This is a genomic window from Pseudomonas fluorescens, from assembly GCF_902498195.1.
In the GTDB taxonomy this organism is placed as follows: domain Bacteria; phylum Pseudomonadota; class Gammaproteobacteria; order Pseudomonadales; family Pseudomonadaceae; genus Aquipseudomonas; species Aquipseudomonas fluorescens_BU.
Genome location: NZ_CABVIY010000001.1, coordinates 783,754 through 802,805 on the forward strand (window position 1 = coordinate 783,754; position 19,052 = coordinate 802,805).

At 63.2% G+C, this 19,052-nt stretch carries 20 protein-coding genes; 9 read left to right on the forward strand and 11 right to left on the reverse strand.

Features of this window, described 5'->3' with window-relative positions:
* Positions 1-40: 40 nt before the first annotated feature.
* The 4 genes from F8N66_RS03730 to F8N66_RS03745 form a co-directional block, all read right to left on the reverse strand.
* The gene (locus tag F8N66_RS03730) at positions 41-658 is read right to left on the reverse strand and encodes a DNA-3-methyladenine glycosylase family protein (protein ID WP_150768880.1); all 618 of its coding nucleotides are present in this window, start codon (positions 656-658) and stop codon (positions 41-43) included.
* Between the two features lie 34 nt (positions 659-692).
* Positions 693-1,775 carry a bifunctional transcriptional activator/DNA repair enzyme AdaA gene (locus F8N66_RS03735; protein WP_150768881.1) on the reverse strand — a complete coding sequence of 361 codons (1,083 nt, stop codon included), beginning with the start codon at positions 1,773-1,775 and terminating at the stop codon, positions 693-695.
* 162 nt (positions 1,776-1,937) lie between these two features.
* Positions 1,938-2,558 carry a LysE family translocator gene (locus F8N66_RS03740; protein WP_150768882.1) on the reverse strand — a complete coding sequence of 207 codons (621 nt, stop codon included), beginning with the start codon at positions 2,556-2,558 and terminating at the stop codon, positions 1,938-1,940.
* A gap of 90 nt (positions 2,559-2,648) precedes the next feature.
* The gene (locus F8N66_RS03745) at positions 2,649-3,545 is read right to left on the reverse strand and encodes a DMT family transporter (RefSeq protein WP_150768883.1); all 897 of its coding nucleotides are present in this window, start codon (positions 3,543-3,545) and stop codon (positions 2,649-2,651) included.
* 88 nt (positions 3,546-3,633) lie between these two features.
* Here F8N66_RS03745 and F8N66_RS03750 point away from each other — a divergent pair, with 88 nt between their 5' ends.
* Entirely contained in the window at positions 3,634-4,965 is a 1,332-nt protein-coding gene (locus tag F8N66_RS03750; RefSeq protein WP_150768884.1) for a PLP-dependent aminotransferase family protein, read from the forward strand.
* Between the two features lie 88 nt (positions 4,966-5,053).
* Complete coding sequence (locus F8N66_RS03755; protein WP_150768885.1) at positions 5,054-5,641, forward strand: LysE family translocator; 588 nt, start codon at positions 5,054-5,056, stop codon at positions 5,639-5,641.
* Positions 5,642-5,649: 8 nt separating this feature from the next.
* Here F8N66_RS03755 and F8N66_RS03760 read toward each other — a convergent pair whose 3' ends face one another.
* Both F8N66_RS03760 and F8N66_RS03765 read right to left on the reverse strand, forming a co-directional pair.
* On the reverse strand, positions 5,650-6,483 hold the full coding sequence (locus tag F8N66_RS03760) for a helix-turn-helix transcriptional regulator (RefSeq protein WP_150768886.1): 834 nt from the start codon (positions 6,481-6,483) through the stop codon (positions 5,650-5,652).
* Between the two features lie 33 nt (positions 6,484-6,516).
* Positions 6,517-7,020: a VOC family protein gene (locus F8N66_RS03765; protein WP_150768887.1), complete on the reverse strand. Its 504-nt coding sequence runs from the start codon at positions 7,018-7,020 to the stop codon at positions 6,517-6,519.
* 369 nt (positions 7,021-7,389) lie between these two features.
* Here F8N66_RS03765 and F8N66_RS03775 point away from each other — a divergent pair, with 369 nt between their 5' ends.
* From F8N66_RS03775 to F8N66_RS03800, 6 genes are all read left to right on the forward strand, one after another.
* On the forward strand, positions 7,390-7,638 hold the full coding sequence (locus F8N66_RS03775) for a transmembrane sensor/regulator PpyR (protein WP_150768888.1): 249 nt from the start codon (positions 7,390-7,392) through the stop codon (positions 7,636-7,638).
* Positions 7,638-8,795 (forward strand): NnrS family protein, encoded by a 1,158-nt coding sequence (locus F8N66_RS03780; protein WP_150768889.1) that lies wholly within the window; start codon positions 7,638-7,640, stop codon positions 8,793-8,795. The genes F8N66_RS03775 and F8N66_RS03780 overlap by 1 nt, the downstream gene beginning before the upstream one ends.
* A 160-nt stretch (positions 8,796-8,955) precedes the next feature.
* Complete coding sequence (locus F8N66_RS03785) at positions 8,956-9,411, forward strand: (2Fe-2S)-binding protein (RefSeq protein WP_150768890.1); 456 nt, start codon at positions 8,956-8,958, stop codon at positions 9,409-9,411.
* A 5-nt stretch (positions 9,412-9,416) separates the two neighbouring features.
* Positions 9,417-11,585 carry a xanthine dehydrogenase family protein molybdopterin-binding subunit gene (locus tag F8N66_RS03790; RefSeq protein WP_150768891.1) on the forward strand — a complete coding sequence of 723 codons (2,169 nt, stop codon included), beginning with the start codon at positions 9,417-9,419 and terminating at the stop codon, positions 11,583-11,585.
* Position 11,586: 1 nt separating this feature from the next.
* Positions 11,587-12,168, forward strand: coding sequence for a hypothetical protein (locus tag F8N66_RS03795; protein ID WP_150768892.1), 582 nt, complete (start codon positions 11,587-11,589; stop codon positions 12,166-12,168).
* Positions 12,169-12,241: 73 nt separating this feature from the next.
* A complete protein-coding gene (locus tag F8N66_RS03800; RefSeq protein WP_150768893.1) occupies positions 12,242-12,814 on the forward strand; it encodes a GGDEF domain-containing protein in 573 nt (190 codons plus the stop codon).
* A 140-nt stretch (positions 12,815-12,954) separates the two neighbouring features.
* Here F8N66_RS03800 and F8N66_RS03805 read toward each other — a convergent pair whose 3' ends face one another.
* Complete coding sequence (locus F8N66_RS03805) at positions 12,955-13,380, reverse strand: VOC family protein (protein ID WP_150768894.1); 426 nt, start codon at positions 13,378-13,380, stop codon at positions 12,955-12,957.
* Between the two features lie 112 nt (positions 13,381-13,492).
* Here F8N66_RS03805 and F8N66_RS03810 point away from each other — a divergent pair, with 112 nt between their 5' ends.
* The gene (locus F8N66_RS03810) at positions 13,493-14,353 is read left to right on the forward strand and encodes a LysR family transcriptional regulator (RefSeq protein WP_150768895.1); all 861 of its coding nucleotides are present in this window, start codon (positions 13,493-13,495) and stop codon (positions 14,351-14,353) included.
* 173 nt (positions 14,354-14,526) lie between these two features.
* Here the strand turns inward: F8N66_RS03810 and fabI are convergent, their stop codons facing one another.
* From fabI to F8N66_RS03835, 4 genes are read right to left on the reverse strand one after another with little or no spacing between them, the layout of a single operon-like run.
* A complete protein-coding gene (fabI, locus tag F8N66_RS03820) occupies positions 14,527-15,321 on the reverse strand; it encodes an enoyl-ACP reductase FabI (RefSeq protein ID WP_150768896.1) in 795 nt (264 codons plus the stop codon).
* 21 nt (positions 15,322-15,342) lie between these two features.
* Positions 15,343-16,953, reverse strand: a complete 1,611-nt coding sequence (locus F8N66_RS03825; protein ID WP_150768897.1) for an ABC transporter ATP-binding protein — start codon at positions 16,951-16,953, stop codon at positions 15,343-15,345.
* A 1-nt stretch (position 16,954) separates the two neighbouring features.
* A complete protein-coding gene (locus F8N66_RS03830; RefSeq protein WP_150768898.1) occupies positions 16,955-17,974 on the reverse strand; it encodes an ABC transporter permease in 1,020 nt (339 codons plus the stop codon).
* Position 17,975: 1 nt separating this feature from the next.
* Entirely contained in the window at positions 17,976-19,049 is a 1,074-nt protein-coding gene (locus F8N66_RS03835) for a microcin C ABC transporter permease YejB (RefSeq protein ID WP_150768899.1), read from the reverse strand.
* Positions 19,050-19,052: the final 3 nt, after the last annotated feature.

Consider the following 19,052-nt stretch of genomic DNA (forward strand, 5'->3'; position numbering starts at 1 on the left):
TGGCGCCGGGCGGCGTTCCGGTGAGGAACGCCGACACGGCCTACTTGCCGGCCACCCGCCACAAATACCACGCCGCCACCGTCCGGTACGGGCTCCACGCCTGCCCGATCTCAATCATCTGCTTGCGCGTCGGCTGCACCTCCAGGCCCTTGAGCCGTCGATAGCCTTCACGCACACCAAAATCATCGGCCGGCAAAATATCCGGCCGTTCCAGGCTGTAGATCAACAGCATTTCCACGGTCCAGCGGCCCACCCCGCGCAGGGTGACCAGGCGCTCGATCAAGGCTTCATCGTCCATCGCCAGCGCGCTCGCATAGTCGGGCACCACGCCGTCCAGTGTCGCCTGGGCAATGCCCTGGATCGTCGCGATCTTGCTGGCGGAAAACCCGCAGCTGCGCAGTTGATCGAAATCGCTGGCGACGATCTGTTCCGGCCTCGGGAACGAGGCCGACGGGAACAGCGCCAGCAGTCGCCCGACGATCGCATCGCCCGCCCTGGCATGTAGTTGCTGATAGGCAATCGCCCGCACCAGCGATTCATAAGGATCGCGAGCGGGGTGGGGTTGATGCAGGCAGGGGCCGACGGCGTCGATGTGGCGTCGCCAGTCCTCGTCGAGCGACGACAGGAAGCGGCTGGCCGGCTGGTAGCGGTCAGGCATGGTTCAGGCTTTCCTTCATGAAAATTACGCGGGTTCAGAATGGCAGTTGATCGGTGAGCGGCACCGCCGCGTGTTCCAGCCGCAGCAGGAACGCCTTGCGCGGCTGGCCGCCCGCGTAGCCGGTCAGCGAGCCGTCGGCACCGATCACGCGGTGGCAGGGCACGACGATGGAAAGGCGGTTGTGACCGTTGGCCAGGCCCACGGCGCGGCTGGCACCGGGTTTGCCCAGCAGGGCGGCGATGGCGCCATAGGTGGTGGTCTGGCCGTAAGGGATTTTCGCCAGTTCGGCCCAGACCTGGCGGGAGAACTCACTGCCGGGCAGGTGCAGGGCCACGCTGAATTCAGTGCGGGTGCCGGCAAAATACTCGGCCAGTTGCGCTTCAATCTGCTGCAAGTGCAGGTTGTGCCCTGGCGCCACGGCGTAACCGAAACGATTTTGCAGGGTCTCGACTTCCCGGGTGAGCGACGCCTGATCGAGGAACTCCAGCAACACCAGCCCACGGCGTTCGGCCATGGCGATCATCGGCCCCAGCGGCGTGGTCAGGCGGCTGAACAGCAGCGGCTCACTGTTGGCGGCACGGCCGGGCGTGATGTGGAAGGACTTTTGAAAGGCATCGCGAAAACCGCTCAGGGACTCGTAGCCCGAGTCGAATGCCGCGCTGTCGATGGAGTCGCCCTGTTTGATGCCATCCAATGCCATGCCCAGGCGCCGGGTGCGCAGCCAGGCATGAAAGGTCATGCCCAAATGCTGCTTGAACCAGCGGCGCAACTTCAGCGGCTCGATGCCAGCGGCCAGCAATTGCGCGTCGGTCCAGCGTTGCTCGGGATCGGCGTCTACCGATTGGAGCAGTCTCTGCACCCATTCCGGCGCGCTGTCGGCAGCGTCCAGCGGCTTGCAGCGCAGGCAGGCGCGGTAGCCGGCAGACAGGCATTGCTCGGCCTGGGCAAAGAACTCGACGTTCTCCGGCTTGGGCTTGCGCGCGGTGCAGCTGGGGCGGCAGAAGATCCCGGTGGTTTTCACCGCGGTAAAAAACACCCCCTCGTAGGCGGTGTCTCGCTCAAGCATGGCGCGGACCATCTCGGCATGGGGCGGAAGCAGCGTGTGTTGTAGGTTCATGCACGCAGCATAGAACGGGGCAGGGGTCGCCTCCACCGGAAAATCGACAGGGAATTTCCTTCTGTGCCCCCCGATCACGTAGGAGCTGCCGAAGGCTGCGATCTTTTGATTTTTATGCGCCAGATCAAAAGATCGCAGCCTTCGGCAGCTCCTACATCAATTTCAGGCCCGCCGCGCCATCAGCAGCACCGAAGCCGCCGCCGACAGCAGTCCCGCACAGCAGCGATTGAAGATCCGCTTGCCCGATGGCCGGGCGAACCAGCGGCGCATGTGAAGGCCCATGTAGGCGTAGGCCGCGATGGCGATCCACTCCAGCACCAGGAACAACGCGCCCAACACGGCGAATTGCGGTGTGATGGCGCGGGTCGAGTCGACGAATTGCGGCAGGAAAGCGGTGAAGATCAGGATCGCCTTCGGGTTGCCCGCCGCCACCAGGAATTCCTGCCGGGCCAGTGCCAGCATCCCCACCGGCGCGCCGGTCACGGTGTTTTCCACGCCAGGGTCGGCGCGCCACAGTTGCCAGGCCAGATAGAACAGGTACGCCGCTCCCAGAATCTTGATCCCGTAGAACAACAATTCCGAGGTTTGCAGCACCACCGCCAGGCCCGCCGAGGCGAGGGCGATCATGGCGGCGAACGCCAGCAAGCGGCCGACCCCGGCGATGCACGCGGTGCGGTAGCCGTAGCGGGTCGAATTGCTGACCGACAGCAGGTTGTTCGGGCCGGGCGCCATGTTCAGGGCGAAGCAGGCCGGAAGGAATAAGGTGAGGGTGGCGAGGTCCATGGGCAGGCTCCTGTTACGAGAGCCGCATTTTTACACGGGGCCCGGGCGAATGGCCCCGTACAGTCATGATGACAAGCGCCATGACAGTGGCTAGCGTGCGAATTTTTTCGCCCCGGCCACGCAGGCAATCACCGCCACGGTCACCCCGAGCATGCCGATACTCACGTGTTCATGGAGCAAGGTCGCCGCCAGCGCCAGGCCGAAAAACGGTTGCAGCAGTTGCAGTTGCCCGACCGCGGCGATGCCGCCCTGGGCCAGCCCGCGATACCAGAACACAAAACCGATCAGCATGCTGAACAGCGACACGTAAGCCAGGCTGAACCAGGCCGGCGTGCTGATGCCGCTGAACGACGCCGGCATCCGCCACCCGGTCAGGGCTGCCATGACCGGCAACGCCAGCACCAATGCCCAGCAGATCACCTGCCAGCCGCCGAGCGTGCGCGACAACTTCGCCCCTTCGGCATAGCCCAGGCCACAGGCCAGGATCGCCAGCAGCATCAGGATGTCGCCCTGGGGGGAGGCGGTCAGGCCCTGGGCCACGGCGAAACCGACCACCAGCAGACTGCCCAGTATCGAAAAAATCCAGAACACCGGACGCGGCCGTTCCCCGCCACGCAAGACCCCGAACACCGCGGTCGCCAGCGGCAACAAGCCGACGAACACAATAGAGTGCGCGGATGTCACGTACTGCAACGCCAGCGCAGTCAGCAACGGAAACCCGACCACCACGCCCAGGGCCACGATGGCCAGTGGCACCAGTTGCTGGCGTGCCGGACGTTTTTCCTTGAACAACAGCAGCAGAGCCAGCGCGAGCATTGCCGCGATCGTCGCGCGGGCCACCGTCAGGAACACTGGATCGAATTCCAGCACCGCCACCCGGGTGGCGGGCAGCGAGCCGCTGAAAATCACCACGCCGATCAGGCCATTGATCCACCCGCTTGCGCTGTTTTCCAGTACCTGGTTTTGCATATTCGACGTCCGTTCCATGTCACTCACGCTCATTGTCAGGTTGCATGAAGTCATCCTATGGCTGAGTATCGATACAATCAAAAAATTGTCATGGATACATCTCGACATGCCGCGCTCCCGCTACAAATCACTGGTGGATGCCTTTGCCGCCGACATTCGCTCAGGGCATTTGCCGCCCGGCACACGCCTGCCGACGCACCGACAACTGGCCACCGAGCACGGCCTGGCGCTGGTCACCGCGAGCCGGGTGTATGCCGAGCTTGAGGCCATGGGCCTGATCAGCGGCGAAACCGGGCGCGGGACCTTTGTGCGGGAAACAGCGTTGCCGCCGGGGCAGGGCATTTCCCAGTCCGTGGTGGCGGCAGGGATGATTGACCTCAACTTCAACTACCCGTCGTTGCCCGGCCAGGCGGATCTATTGCGCACGGCCTTGCGCCAGTTGGCGTTGTCTGGCGACCTCGAAGCCTTGCTGCGCTATCAGCCCCACGCGGGGCGCATGCATGAGCGGGCCTCGGTGGCGCGTCACCTGATGGAGCGCGGGCTGAACGTGCCGCCCGAACAGGTATTGATCGTCAGCGGCGCCCAGCATGGCCTGGCGGTGGTGATGATGACGCTGCTCAAGCCCGGTGATGTCATCGCGGCCGATGCCCTGACCTATCCGGGGTTCAAGACCCTGGCCGAAACCCTGCACCTGGAAGTCCTGGCCATTCCGGTCACCGACACGGGGCCCGACCTGTCGGCCCTGGAAAAACTCTGCCGGCATCGACCGGTTCGGGCGGTCTACTCGATGCCGACTATGCATAACCCGCTGGGCTGGGTGATGGACGCCGACCAGCGCGAGCGCCTGGTGGCGATCGCACGCCAGCATGACCTGATGATCATCGAGGACGCCGCCTACGCGTTTCTCGCCGGGGACGTCCCTTCACCCCTGGCTCATAGGGCGCCGGAAAGAACGGTCTACGTGTCCGGCTTATCGAAGAATGTCGCCACGGGATTGCGCGTCGGTTTTGTCGCCGCGCCCGTGCAGTGGATCGCGGGCTTCGAGCGCACCATCATGGCCACCACCTGGAACACCCCCGGGGTAATGACCGCCATCGCCACGGCCTGGATCGACGACGGCACCGTCACCCGGCTGGAGGCGCAAAAGCGTGCCGACGCACAGGCCCGGCAAGCCTTGGCGCGCGAGGTGCTGGCGGGGCTCAGGACCATCAGCCACCCGTCCTCGTATTTCATCTGGCTGCCACTGGCCGACGACGCCCGGGCCGACCAGATCGCCATGGCGTTGATGCGCGAACAGGTGTCGGTGTCGCCCGCCGAGCCCTTCGCCGTTACGCCCCATGTGCCGCATGCCATTCGCCTGGCGCTGGGTTCGGTGGACATGGACTCGTTGCGCCAGGCGTTGGTGAAAGTGAAGCGGGTGGTGGGCTTTTACTCATAGCGATCACGCAGGGCAGTTTTGTTCAATACGGACACCCGTCGGCGCTCTACCTTGAGGCCTGGTTCAACTGACAGGAAGAAGGTGTGCGATGAGTCTGATGATGTCCATGGCGGCGTTTGCGCTGGCTGCTTCGATAACGCCGGGGCCGGTGAACATTGTGGCGTTGAGTGCCGGGGCGCGTTTCGGTTTTCGCGCCAGCCAGCGGCATGTGGCCGGGGCGACCCTGGGGTTCGTGTTGCTGCTGGTGCTGATGGGGCTGGGGCTGCATGAGCTGTTGCAAATGTGGCCGGCCATGACCCGGGTGGTGCAGTGGGCCGGTGTGGCGTTCCTGCTGTACATGGCGTTCAGGCTGGCCGCCGACAACGGGCAGCTCGAGGCGAAGGACGCGGGCCGCGCGCCGTCGATGCTGTACGGCGCGGTCATGCAGTGGCTCAACCCGAAGGCCTGGCTGGCCTGCGTGGCCGGGATGGGGGCGTTTGTCGCCGATGGCGAGGCGCGGCTGGTGTGGCAGTTCGCGGCGGTGTACCTGGTGATCTGCTACGTATCGGTCGGTTGCTGGGCCTACGCCGGGACGTTTTTACGCGGTTACTTGAACAACCCGGCGGGGATGCGCTGGTTCAACCGGGTGATGGCGTTGATGCTGGCGGTGAGTGCGGTGTACCTGATCCTGCCGTGATCACCTGGTCAGCCGCGATACTGCCCCGGCGTCGCCGCCAGGTGCAGCTTGAACGCCCGCTGGAAATGCGCCTGGTCGGCAAATCCGGCTTCCAGCGCGACGTCGGCGATCAGTTTGCCGTGGCGCAGCTGGTCCCGGGCGAACTGGATGCGCTGGTTGACCAGGAAGGCGTGGGGCGTCATGCCGTAATGCTGCTTGAAGGCGCGGATCAGGTAGGACGGCGACAACTGCGCGGCTTCGCAAATGTCTTCGAGCTTGAGCATTCGGGTGCAGTGGTCGCGGATGAAGTCGGCGGCGCGCTCCAGCTTGAAGTTGGGCTCGCGCAGCGGTTGATCGACCGGGTTCAGCCGCAGCTGCACCTCGGTGAAAAACTCCACCGTCGCGCTGTGCTTGCCCAGGACATCCTGATGCGGATCGACCAGGATTTCATACAACCTTTTCAAGCCCTCGAACAGCCCGGAGTCCGGTGTGTGGGTGACGGCGAAGCGGCGAAACGCCAGGTCGTCGCTGAACCCGAGCTGATGCTGCAAGTCGCTGAGCCACGCGGTATCGACATACAGCATCAGGTATGACCAGGGTTGATCGTCAATCGGATTGCAGGCGTGGACATCGCCGGGGTTCATCAGCACCACGGTGCCGGTGCTGACTTCCCACTGCGACTGCTCGTGGACGTAGGTACTGCGCCCGGCGGTGATCGCACCGATGGAGAAGTGCGCGTGGGCATGCCGGGTGTAACAGACCTCGCGCCCGTCGGCGATGGCGCGTGCCTCGATGAAGGGCAGGGCGTCATCGCGCCAGAAGCGCGGGGCCTTGTCGGTGTCCTTCGGCTTGGAAGGCTTCATGGTCAGTCCTCGGCAGGTCAGCCTCGGAGTGTATTAGCTCTCGCCGTCAAAGGCTCGTTGCAGTTCGGCGATATTGAGTTTTTTCATCTGCATCATCGCCGCCATAGCGCGCTGGGATTTGTGCGTGTCGGGGTCCTTGAGCATCTCCATCATCGCCACCGGCACGATCTGCCACGACACGCCGAACTTGTCCTTGAGCCAGCCACACTGCTGCGCTTCCAACGGCCCGCCGGCGGACAGCCGCCCCCAGAAGTGGTCGACTTCTTCCTGGGTCTGGCAATTGACCTGAAACGAAATCGCTTCATTGAAGGTGAAGTTCGGGCCGCCGTTCAGGCCGGTGAAACTCTGCCCGTCGAGTTCGAAGCTGACCGTCAGCACCGAGCCTTCCGCGTGGCCGTGGATCTCCTGGCCAGCCTTGCCATAGTGGGTGATGGCGGTGATTTTGGCGTGATCGAAGATCGCGCAGTAGAACTTCGCGGCCTCTTCGGCCTGACCGTCGAACCACAGGCAGGGTGTGAGTTTTTGAACGTGTAGCATGGCGGGTCTCCCTGGCAGGTTTTTGCAATGCTGGACTATCAGCGTAGACAGCCTGCGCTCGCCCGGTTGTGCCGTAGATCGCCAAAGCGCTCTTTGCTCTTTTTGTGGGCGCGAGACTGCTCGCGAAAAACCTGAGGCCAGCGAGGTGATTCAGGTGCCCCGCGTCATCGTTGGCCGCCATCGCGAGCAGCCTCGCTCCTACAGGGTCTCGATTAGTCAGTATGACTGCTTAATAGGTCGTAATGACTATTTCGTTGAGGAGTCGTTTTGACATCTGCCATCTCAAGTGCTTGATTCATAGCGTGCAAATATCTGGCACGAGACCTGCTACATCCCTCGTACAACTGAACTGCTACAGGAGTACGGAAAATGTTCCATTTCTTCAGCAATCCTCAGAATGTTCTGCAACTGTCCAGCCGTGTACTCGGCGTCGGCCTGGCGATGCTGCTGGCCGGTATCTACGGTGCTTACCTCTACGACGGTCATCTGTCGATCGTCGCCCTGGTGGCGCTGCACGCCATGACCATTGTCGGGCCGACCCTGCTGAAAATCGGCTACGTCATGCGCCTGCTGTCCCAGCACCGGTTGAGCAAACCCTTGGCCGGGGCGCTGGCCTGATGCGCAAACTGGCCGCTGCCCCCGTCTTCAGCCTGGGCTTTCGCCCGTTCTTTCTGGCGGGCGCCGCATTCGCCCTGCTGGCGGTGGCGATCTGGGCCTTGTGGCTGTACGGCCGCTTGCCCGGCGCGCAACCGGTGGGCGGCATGCTCGCCTGGCATCGACACGAAATGCCGTTCGGCTTCGCGGTGGCGATCATCGCCGGGTTCCTGCTGACGGCGGTGCCAAACTGGACCGGTCGACCGGGGCTCAAGGGTTGGCCGCTGATCGGGCTGGTGCTGGTCTGGCTGCTGGCGCGACTGGCCTGGTTGATGCCGGCGTCCCCGGGTTTTTTGCTGGTGCTGCAGATGCCTTTTCTGCCGCTGCTGGCCGGGGTGCTGGGTCGCGACCTGATCGCGGCCGGCAAGCGCGATAATTACCCGATCCTGTTGATGGTCGCGCTGTTGGCCGGTTGTCAGGCCATGACGCTGTGGGGCCTGTGGACCGACGATGTCGGCCTGCAACGGCGTGGCGTACTGGCAGCGCTGTGGCTGGTGGGCGCCATGATGAGTGTGATCGGCGGGCGGGTGATTCCGTTCTTCATCCAGCGTGGTTTGAACCGTCCGGCGCAGCCTGCGGCCAGCCCATGGCCGACGCGGATTCTGATGGTGAGTGGTTTGCTGGCCGCGCTGACCTTCGCCCTGGGCCTGGATGATGTTCCCAGGCTGTGGCTGGCGGCGCTGTTTGTGCTGATGGGCACTTTGCAGCTGGTGCGGTTGTGGCGCTGGCATGACCGGGGCCTGTGGCGCGTGCCGTTGTTGTGGTCGCTGTACCTGTCCTACGTCTGGCTGGTGGTGGCGGTTTTTGCCATGGCCATGTGGCATGCGGGCTGGATGCCGCAACAAAGCCTGGCCACCCATTCGCTGGCGGTGGGCGGTGTGGGTGGGTTGATCCTGGCGATGATTGCGCGGGTCAGCCTGGGGCATACCGGACGGGCGTTGCAGCCTTCGAAAGCGATTGTCGCCGGTTTTGCCCTGGTGCTGCTGGCAGGGCTGTCGCGGGTGTTGCTGGTGCCGTTTTCCGGGCTTGGGCTGGCGCTGTCGGCGCTGCTCTGGTGTTGTGCGTTCGGGCTGTTTCTCCTGCGCTACAGCGATATTTTGTTGAAACCGAGGGCCTTGTAGACGCGAGCGAGTTCGCGCCTGGCGGTGACCGGTGGTCGATACGCCTCGGCCTGCGGGGCAAATTGGACTTAGCTGTAGGGATAACCCGAGGCGCGCGTAGGTGTGTTGTGGCCACAGCGACGCCCCCCTTCAGAACACCGTGAGTCTGAGGACCGCCGCAATGCTGACCCTCAATATCAATGGCAAGGACCAGGAACTGGATGTCCCCGCGGACATGCCGCTGCTCTGGGTCCTGCGCGATGTCGCGCACCTGACCGGCACCAAATTCGGCTGCGGCATGGCCCAATGCGGCGCTTGCACCGTTCACATCGACGGCACGCCGCTACGCGCTTGCATCACGCCCGTCACCGCCGTGGCCCATGGCCAGAAAATCCTCACCATCGAAGGCCTGTCGCTGGACGGTTCACACCCGGTCCAGCAAGCCTGGGCCGAACTCGATGTGGTCCAGTGCGGTTACTGCCAGTCCGGGCAGATCATGTCGGCGGCGGCCTTGCTGGCGAAGATCCCGCAGCCGACCGACAGCGATATCGATCAGGCGTTGTCCGGCAATATCTGCCGTTGCGGCACCTACCCAAGAATCCGTGCGGCGGTCAAACGCGCCGCGCAATTGGGTTGATGGCCATGAATAGCCTCAATCCGCTTTCTCGACGGGGGTTTCTCAAGGCCGGTGCCGTGCTCGGCGGCGGGCTGGTGGTGGCGTTCGTCATCCCCGGAGCCCATCGTTTTGCCGTGGGCGCCGAGAACCAGGGCAACGTGTTCGCCCCCAATGCCTTCCTGCGTATTGGCAATGACAACAGTGTGACCGTGTTGCTCGGCCATTCGGAAATGGGCCAGGGCATCTGGACCGGCCTGACCATGCTGATTGCCGAAGAACTGGACGCCGACTGGTCGACAATCCGCGTCGAACATTCCCCGGCCTCGGCCAAGGATTACGGTCTGGCGGGGTTTGGCGGCATGCAGATTACCGGCGGTTCGACCTCGACCTGGATGGAGTTCGACCGCTATCGCCAGGCCGGTGCGGCGGCGCGGTTGATGTTGATCGAGGCGGCCGCCAAGCGTTTCAACGTCGCGCCTTCGACGATTCGCACCGAATCGGGTGTGGTGATGGCCGGCGACCAGCGGGCCACTTACGGCGAACTGGCCGACGACGCCGGCAAGCTGCCGGTGCCGGACCCGGCGTCGATCAAACTCAAGGATGCCAAGGACTGGACAATCATCGGCCGGCCTACCAAGCGCCTGGATACGCCGGAGAAAATCACCGGTCGCGCGAAGTTCGGCATGGACGTGCAGTTCGATGGCCTGATGACCGCGATGGTCGCCCGCTCGCCGGTGTTCGGCGGCAGCGTCAAATCCTTCGAAGGCGCCGGGGCCCTGGCAATCCCGGGCGTGCACAAAGTGGTGCAGGTGCCGACCGGCGTGGCGGTGATCGCCGATCACTATTGGGCGGCGAAACTGGGGCGCGATGCGCTGCACGTGGAATGGGACCCGGGGCCGAACGCCGGGCTCGACAGTCACAAACTGCTGGAAAGCTTTCGCAAACTCGCCGCCACCCCCGGCCTCCCGGCCAGCCAGGCCGGCGATACCAAGGCGGCGCTGGGCAAAGCGGCCAAGACCCTCGACGTCGAGTACAGCGTGCCGTACCTGGCCCACGCGCCGATGGAGCCGCTCAATTGCACGGTGAAGATCACCCAGGATAAATGCGAGATCTGGACCGGTACGCAGTTCCAGACCCTGGACCAGATGATCGCCGGCAAAATCACCGGGCTCAAACCTGAGCAGGTCGAGATCCACACCGAGTTCCTCGGCGGCGGCTTTGGCCGGCGGGCCAACCCGACCTCGGACTTTGTCGCCGAAGCGGTGCAGGTCGCCAAAGCCGCGGGCGGGCCGGTGAAAACCGTGTGGGCGCGGGAAGATGACATCCGTGGCGGTTATTACCGCTCGGCGTTCCTGCATCAGGCGCGGGTGGGGCTGGGGGCCGATGGCCTGCCGATGGCGTGGAAGCATGTGCTGGTCGGGCAGTCGATCATGGCCGACACCTCGCTCGAAGCCTCCATGGTCAAGAACGGCATCGACAAGACCTCCGTGGAAGGCGTGGCGGACAGTCCCTACCTTGAAGGGCTGGCCAACCACCAGGTTGAACTGCATTCGCCGAAGACCGGTATCAGCGTGCTGTGGTTGCGTTCGGTGGGGCATACCCACACCGCCTTCGTCATGGAATCGCTGATCGATGAACTCGCCACGGCGGCCGGCAAGGACCCGGTGGAATACCGGCGGACCCTGCTCAAGGACCATCCGCGGCATCTGGGCGTGTTGAACCTGGCCGTGGAGAAGGCCAACTGGAAAGCGCCGCTGCCGGACGGCCATGCCTTGGGTGTGGCGGTGCACGAGTCTTTCGGCAGTTACGTGGCGCAGGTGGCCGAGGTGTCCCAGGACAACCTGGCGATTCGCGTGCATCGGGTGGTGTGTGCGGTGGACTGCGGGATTGCGGTGAACCCCAAGAGTATTGAGGCGCAAATGGAGTCGTGCATCGCCTTCGGCCTGGGTTTCACCTTGCACAGCAAACTGACGATCAAGGACGGACAGGTGGTGCAGTCCAACTACCACGATTACCAGGTGCTGCGGCTCAACGAGATGCCGGTGGTCGAAGTGCATATCCTGCCCAGCAGCGAAAAGCCCGGCGGCATCGGCGAGGCCGGCGTGCCGCCCACGGCGCCGGCCGTGGCCAACGCGGTGTTCGCCTTGACCGGGCAACGCCTGCGCGAGCTGCCGTTGCAGCTCTCGGGGGTGTGAGATGAGACGCCACCACTGGTTGCTGGGCGGGGTGCTGCTGGTTTGCCTGTTCATCTATGCGACGGAGCTGTTTGCCGGTGACAAAGAAGCACTGAAGGCATTCGACACGGTACGCCAGGTCTTCCAGAACCCCCGTTGCCAGAACTGTCACATTCCCGGCGACTCGCCGTTGCAATTCGACGCCGGAACGCCCCATGCCATGAACGTAGTGAGGGGCATGGACGGCAAAGGCGCGGCGGGCTTGCCCTGTGCCAGTTGCCACGCCGAAGCCAACCCGCCGGCCAGCTACGGGCCAAAGGCCCCACCGGGCGCGCCCCATTGGAGCCTGCCTCCGGCGGCGCACAAAATGGCCTGGATCGGCCTGCCGCCGGACAGGCTGTGCAGCATGATCAAGGACCGCGCCAGCAATGGCGACCGGGATTTCGCGGCGCTGATCAAGCACGTCAGCGAAGACAAACTGGTGCTCTGGGGCTGGAACCCCGGCGGCAATCGCGCACCGGTGCCGGTGCCGCACGACATTTTTGTCAGCCAGTTCAAGCGCTGGGCCGAGGCAGGAGGGCCTTGCCCGGTGCTGGGTACTTGACCATCGGTCAATGGACAGGGAGTCAAACCGGTATCGAGGACTCTAAAGAACATACCCTCCACGGGAGTATGTGATGCTGATCCCAGGCAAACCGCACAAAACAGGTGTATGTGCAGGGACGCCACAACAGGAGCGCGAACTGCTGCGCGATCTTGCCCGCAAGGCCGAGCAAGCGCTGATCGGCGTGCAGATGGCGAGCATGGATGAGTTGACATTGCTGCCCAACCGGCACGGTTTCATGGCGCTGGCGCAATTGGGACTGGAGGCCTGCATGCAACTGCAAAGGCCGGCGACCCTGCTGTTTTTCAATCTGGATGACTTCAAGCGCGTCAACTATCTGTTTGGACGCCGCGAGGGCGACAACGCGCTGAAAACCTTTGCCGACGTGTTGCGCATCGGGTTTCGGGAAAGCGATGTGATTGGCCGGCTGGAGGGCGCTACCTTCGTGGCCTTGCTGACGGGGTCGTGTGGCGTGGACATCTCGGCGATCAGGGCGCGCCTCGTAGAGATGCTCGATGAACGCAATGTCACGGCGCGCAAGGGCTATGACATTCGCTTCAGTATTGGGCAGATCGAGCATGACCCAGCGGCGCATGGCTCGGTCGAAGCGCTGTTAGTGGAGGCCGAAACCGCCTTGGGCCGTTGATTTTGGGGTGTGACGACTGGCCTCTTCGCGGGCAAGCCCGCTCCCACAGGGTTGTTGGGTGTACGCGAAGTTTTTGATCATCCCAAGCCAGTGTGGGAGCGGGCTTGCCCGCGAAGGGGCCCTGACAGACGGTGCGTCTCTCACTTGGCAAACAACTGTCCAATATCCTTGAACGCCTTGAACTCCAGCGCATTGCCACAGGGATCGAACAGAAACATCGTCGCCTGTTCCCCCACCAGTCCCTGAAAACGAATCCCAGGCTCGATCACGAAGCGCGTCTGCCGCGACTTCAAGCGCTCGGCCAGGGCTTCCCATTCCGCCATCCCCAGCACCACGCCAAAATGCGGCACCGGCACGTCGTGGCCGTCGACGGCGTTGGTGTGGGCGGCTTCCTGCGAGGCATTTTTCGGCGCCAGGTGAATCACCAGTTGATGACCGAAGAAGTTGAAGTCGACCCAATGATCGCTGGAGCGGCCTTCCTCCAGCCCGAACACGCTGGCGTAGAAGTCTCGCGCGGCGGCCAGGTCGTACACCGGAATGGCCAGGTGAAAAGGGGAAAGTTGCATCGGGCGTGCCTCGGTCATGGAAGATGAAGCTCAGTTTAGCCCTGTGATTTTCGATTAAAAGACGATAGTTTTTGCGTCGAGCACAAATTATTTCGATCAAACGAGGGCCGCCATGCTGCGCGAACTGAAAACCTTCATCGCGGTGGCGCGCTACGGCACCTTCGCCGCGGCGGGCATGCACATCGGCCTGACGCAGTCGGCAGTCAGCGCGCAAATACGCAATCTGGAACAGGCGCTCGGCATTCGCCTGTTCGACCGCACCGGGCGCCAGGCGCTGCTCAATGCGGCGGGGCAGCGGGCGTTGCCGATGGCCCGGGAAATGCTGGAGATCTTCAGCCGCATGGCGGTCAGTGATGACGTCAGCGAGTACCGTGGCGAGCTGAAGATCGGCGCGGTGGCCACGGTGCAGACCGGCCTGCTGCCCCAGGCATTGTTGAAGTTGCGCCAGCAAGCGCCGTTGCTGGAGGCGAAACTGGTGCCGGGCGTGTCCCTGAACCTGTTGAGCCAGGTCGATACGGGCGAGGTGGACCTGGCGATCCTGATCAAGCCGCCGTTCGAACTGCCCAAGGAGCTGTCGGCGCAAGTGATCCGCCGCGAGCCCTTCGTGCTGATCGTGCCCACGGACCTCGACGGCGACGATCCGCTGCAATTGCTCGCCGAGCATCCCCACGTGCGCTACGACCGCAACTCGTTCGGCGGGCGGCTGGTGACGAAGTTCCTGCGCGAGCGACAGATCGACGTGCATGTCGCCCTGGAGCTGGATGAGCTGGAAGCCATCGTGAAAATGGTCGAGTGCGGGTTGGGGATTTCGCTGCTGCCCGAGGCGGGGCTGTGGCTGGAGCATGGGGCGAAGGTCAGGGTTGTTCGCCTGGGCGAATTGACCTTCTACCGTGAAATCGTGCTGTTGCAGCGCTACAGCCAGCGGCAGCAGCCGATCCAGCAATTGTTTGCCAAATGCCTGAGCACCGAATAACCCTGTGGGAGCGGGCTTGCTCGCGAAGGCGTCGTGTCAGTCGACATCAATGTTGAAAGATCAACCGCATTCGAGAGCAAGCCCGCTCCCACATTGGATTTCATCCAGGCTTGAAATTGCAGGCAAAAAAAAACCCGCCGGAAGCGGCGGGTTTTTTGATGGCTAACCGAAAATCACTCTTCGATGTTGCCCATGGCCGTGGTGTTGAAACCACCGTCCACGTACATGATTTCGCCGCTGATGCCGGACGCCAGGTCCGAGCACAGGAACGCGCCGGCGTTGCCGACTTCGTCGATGGTGACGTTGCGACGCAGCGGGGTTTGCGCTTCGTTGGCGGCCAGCATCTTGCGGAAGTTCTTGATGCCGGAAGCGGCCAGGGTACGGATCGGACCTGCCGATACGCAGTTGACGCGAGTGCCGTCCGGGCCCAGGGAGCCGGCCAGGTAACGCACGCCCGCTTCCAGGGAAGCCTTGGCCATGCCCATTACGTTGTAGTTCGGCATGGTGCGCTCGGCGCCCAGGTACGACAGGGTCAGCAGGCTGCCGTTGCGGCCTTTCATCATTTCGCGACCGGCCTTGGCCAGGGCCACGAAGCTGTAGGCGCTGATGTCGTGGGCAATGCGGAAACCGTCACGGGTGGTGGCTTCGGTGAAGTCGCCGTCCAGTTGGTCGCCCGGGGCGAAGCCGACGGAGTGCACGATGCAGTCCAGGCCGTCCCACTTCTTGCTCAGCTCTTCGAAGACCTTGGCGATTTCGGCATCGCTGGCCACGTCGCACGGGAAGCACAGCTCAGGGCTCGAACCCCAGCCTTGTGCGAACTCTTCGACACGACCCTTGAGTTTGTCGTTCTGATAAGTGAAGGCAAGCTCAGCGCCCTCGCGATGCATGGCGGCAGCGATGCCGGATGCGATGGACAGCTTGCTGGCGACACCGACGATCAGTACGCGCTTACCGGCGAGAAAACCCATGTGTTGCTCCTCTCTTTCAGGTTATTGCGCAGTGTCTGGAACCAGGAAAGCGGCTTCCAGCAACTGCTGTGTATACGGATGTTGGGGGGCGGCAAAAATGCTTTGCGCGTCTCCCTGTTCGACCACTTGGCCCTGCTTGACCACCATCAGCTGGTGGCTCAGCGCCTTGACGACAGCCAGGTCATGGCTGATAAACAGATACGTCAGGTTGTACTTGCTTTGCAGTGAACGCAGCAGCTCCACCACTTGGCGCTGCACTGTCCGGTCGAGGGCCGAAGTCGGCTCGTCCAGCAGGATCAACGTCGGTTTTAGCACTAATGCCCGGGCAATGGCGATTCTCTGCCGTTGCCCGCCGGAAAATTCGTGGGGGTAGCGGTTCCGGGTTTCCGGGTCCAGGCCTACCTCCTTGAGTGCCGCAATAATCGCTTGTTCCTGTTCGGCCTCGGTGCCGATCTTGTGGATCCGCAGGCCCTCGCCAACGATCTGGCTCACGCACATCCGTGGGCTGAGGCTGCCGAACGGGTCCTGGAACACCACCTGCATCTCCCGCCGCAGCGGCCTGACTTGTTGCTGCGTCAGGCAGTCTAGCTGCTTGCCTTCAAAACGGATGGCGCCCTGGCTGCCGATCAAGCGCAAAATCGCCAGGCCCAGCGTCGACTTGCCGGAACCGCTTTCGCCCACGATCCCCAGGGTCTGGCCCTGGGGCAGGCTGAAATTGATGCCGTCCACCGCCTTGACGTAATCCACCGTGCGCTTGAGCAAGCCTTTCTTGATCGGGAACCAGACTTTCAGGTCCTCGACCGTCAGCAAGGGCGGGCCGACCACGTTGGTCGCGGGCGTCCCGCTGGGCTCCGCGGCCAGCAGGAGCCGAGTGTACGGATGCTGCGGCGCGCGGAACAACTCTTCGCACGATGCCTGTTCGACGATGCAACCGCGCTGCATGACACATACGCGATGCGCAATTCTTTTCACCAGGTTCAAATCGTGACTGATCAGTAGCAGCGCCATGCCCAGCCGGGCCTGCAATTGCTTGAGCAATTCGAGGATTTTCAGCTGGACGGTCACGTCCAGCGCGGTGGTCGGTTCATCGGCAATCAGCAGTTCCGGCTCGTTGGCCAGGGCCATGGCGATCATCACCCGCTGACGCTGGCCGCCGGACAATTCGTGGGGCAGGGCCTTGAGGCGTTTCTCGGGCTCCGGGATGCCGACCATTTCCAGCAGTTCCAGGGTGCGCCTGGTCGCGACTTTGCCGGTCAGGCCCTTGTGGATGCCCAGCACCTCGTTGATCTGCTTCTCGATCGAATGCAGCGGATTGAGCGAGGTCATCGGCTCCTGGAAGATCATCGCGATGCGGTTGCCGCGGATGTGGCGGATGGTTTTTTCTTTCAGGTCCAGCAGGTTTTGCCCGGAATATTCGATGGTGCCCGACGGGTGCCGGGCGAGCGGGTAGGGCAGCAGGCGCAGGATCGAGTGGGCGGTCACCGATTTGCCGGAGCCGCTTTCGCCCACCAGCGCCAGGGTTTCTCCACGCTTGATATCGAAGCTGACGTTCTCGACCACGCGCTGGCAGTGATCACCGACGACAAATTCGACGGCGAGGTCGCGCACTTCGATCAGATTGTCCTGATTCATTTCACTTCCTCGGGTCGAAGGCATCGCGAGCGGACTCGCCGATGAACACCAGCAAACTCAACATCAGTGCCAGCACGGCAAACGCGCTCATGCCCAGCCACGGCGCCTGCAGGTTGGATTTGCCCTGGGCCACCAGCTCACCCAGCGACGGGCTGCCCGCCGGCAAGCCGAAGCCGAGGAAATCCAGGGCGGTCAGCGTACCGATGGCGCCGGTCAGGATGAACGGCATGAAGGTCATGGTCGAAACCATGGCGTTGGGCAGGATGTGGCGGAACATGATCGCGCCATTCTGCATGCCCAGCGCCCGGGCCGCACGCACGTATTCCAGGTTACGCCCGCGCAGGAACTCGGCGCGAACCACGTCCACCAGGCTCATCCAGGAAAACAGCAGCATGATCCCCAGCAGCCACCAGAAATTCGGCTGCACGAAACTGGCGAGGATGATCAGCAGGTACAGCACCGGCAGCCCGGACCAGATCTCCAGGAAACGCTGGCCGGCCAGGTCGACCCAACCGCCGTAGAAGCCCTGCAACGCACCGGCGATCACGCCGACGATCGAACTGAGGATGGTCAGGGTCAGGGCGAACAGCACCGACACCCGGAAGCCATAGATCACCCGGGCCAGCACGTCGCGGCCCTGGTCATCGGTGCCCAGCAGATTGTCCGCCGACGGCGGCGCGGGGGCCGGGACCCGCAGGTCGTAGTTGATGCTCTGGTAGCTGAACGGAATCGGTGCCCACAGCACCCAGGCATCCTTGGCCTTGAGCAGTTCGCGGATGTACGGGCTCTTGTAGTTGGCTTCCAGCGGAAATTCGCCGCCGAAGGTGGTTTCCGGGTAGCGCTTGAGCGCCGGGAAGTACCAGCCGTCGTCGTAGTGCACCACCAGCGGTTTGTCGTTGGCGATCAGTTCGGCGCCGAGGCTGGCGCCGAACAGGATCAGGAACAGCCACAGCGACCACCAGCCGCGCTTGTTCGCCTTGAACAGTTCGAAGCGCCGGCGATTGAGAGGGGACAGGTTCATCTCAATGCTCCCGGCTTTCGAAGTCGATGCGCGGATCGACAAAGGTGTAGGTGAGGTCACCGATCAATTTCACCACCAGCCCCAGCAGGGTGAAGATGAACAGCGTGCCGAAGACCACCGGGTAATCGCGGTTGATCGCCGCTTCGAAACTCATGAGGCCCAAGCCGTCGAGGGAAAAGATCACCTCCACCAGCAACGAGCCGGTGAAGAAGATGCCGATGAAGGCCGACGGGAAGCCGGCGATCACCAGCAGCATGGCGTTGCGGAACACGTGGCCGTACAGCACGCGGTGATTGGTCAGGCCCTTGGCCTTCGCGGTCACTACATACTGCTTGTTGATTTCATCGAGGAAGCTGTTTTTGGTCAGCAGGGTCATGGTCGCGAAGTTGCCGATCACCAGCGCGGTCACCGGCAGCGCCAGGTGCCAGAAGTAATCGAGGACCTTGCCGCCCATGCTCAGCTCGTCGAAGTTGTTCGACGTCAGCCCGCGCAAGGGGAACCAGTCCAGGTAGCTGCCACCGGCGAACACCACGATCAGCAGGATGGCGAACAGGAACGCCGGGATCGCGTAGCCGACAATGATCAGGGAACTGGTCCAGACGTCGAAATGGCTACCGTGCCGCGTGGCCTTGGCGATCCCCAGCGGGATCGACACCAGGTACATGATCAGGGTGCTCCACAACCCGAGGGAAATCGACACCGGCATCTTTTCCTTGATCAGGTCGATGACCTTGGCGTCGCGGAAGAAGCTGTCGCCGAAGTCCAGCGCGGCGTAGTTCTTGACCATGATCCACAAGCGTTCCGGCGCCGACTTGTCGAAGCCGTACATGTGCTCGATTTCCTTGATCAGCGCGGGGTCCAGGCCCTGGGCGCCGCGATAGGCGGAACCGGCCACCGACACTTCCGCGCCACCGCCGGCGATGCGGCTGGTGGCGCCTTCGAAGCCTTCGAGCTTGGCGATCATCTGTTCCACCGGCCCGCCGGGAGCGGCCTGGATGATCACAAAGTTGATCAGCAAAATGCCAAACAAGGTCGGAATGATCAGCAGCAGTCGCCGAAAAATATACGCCAGCATCTG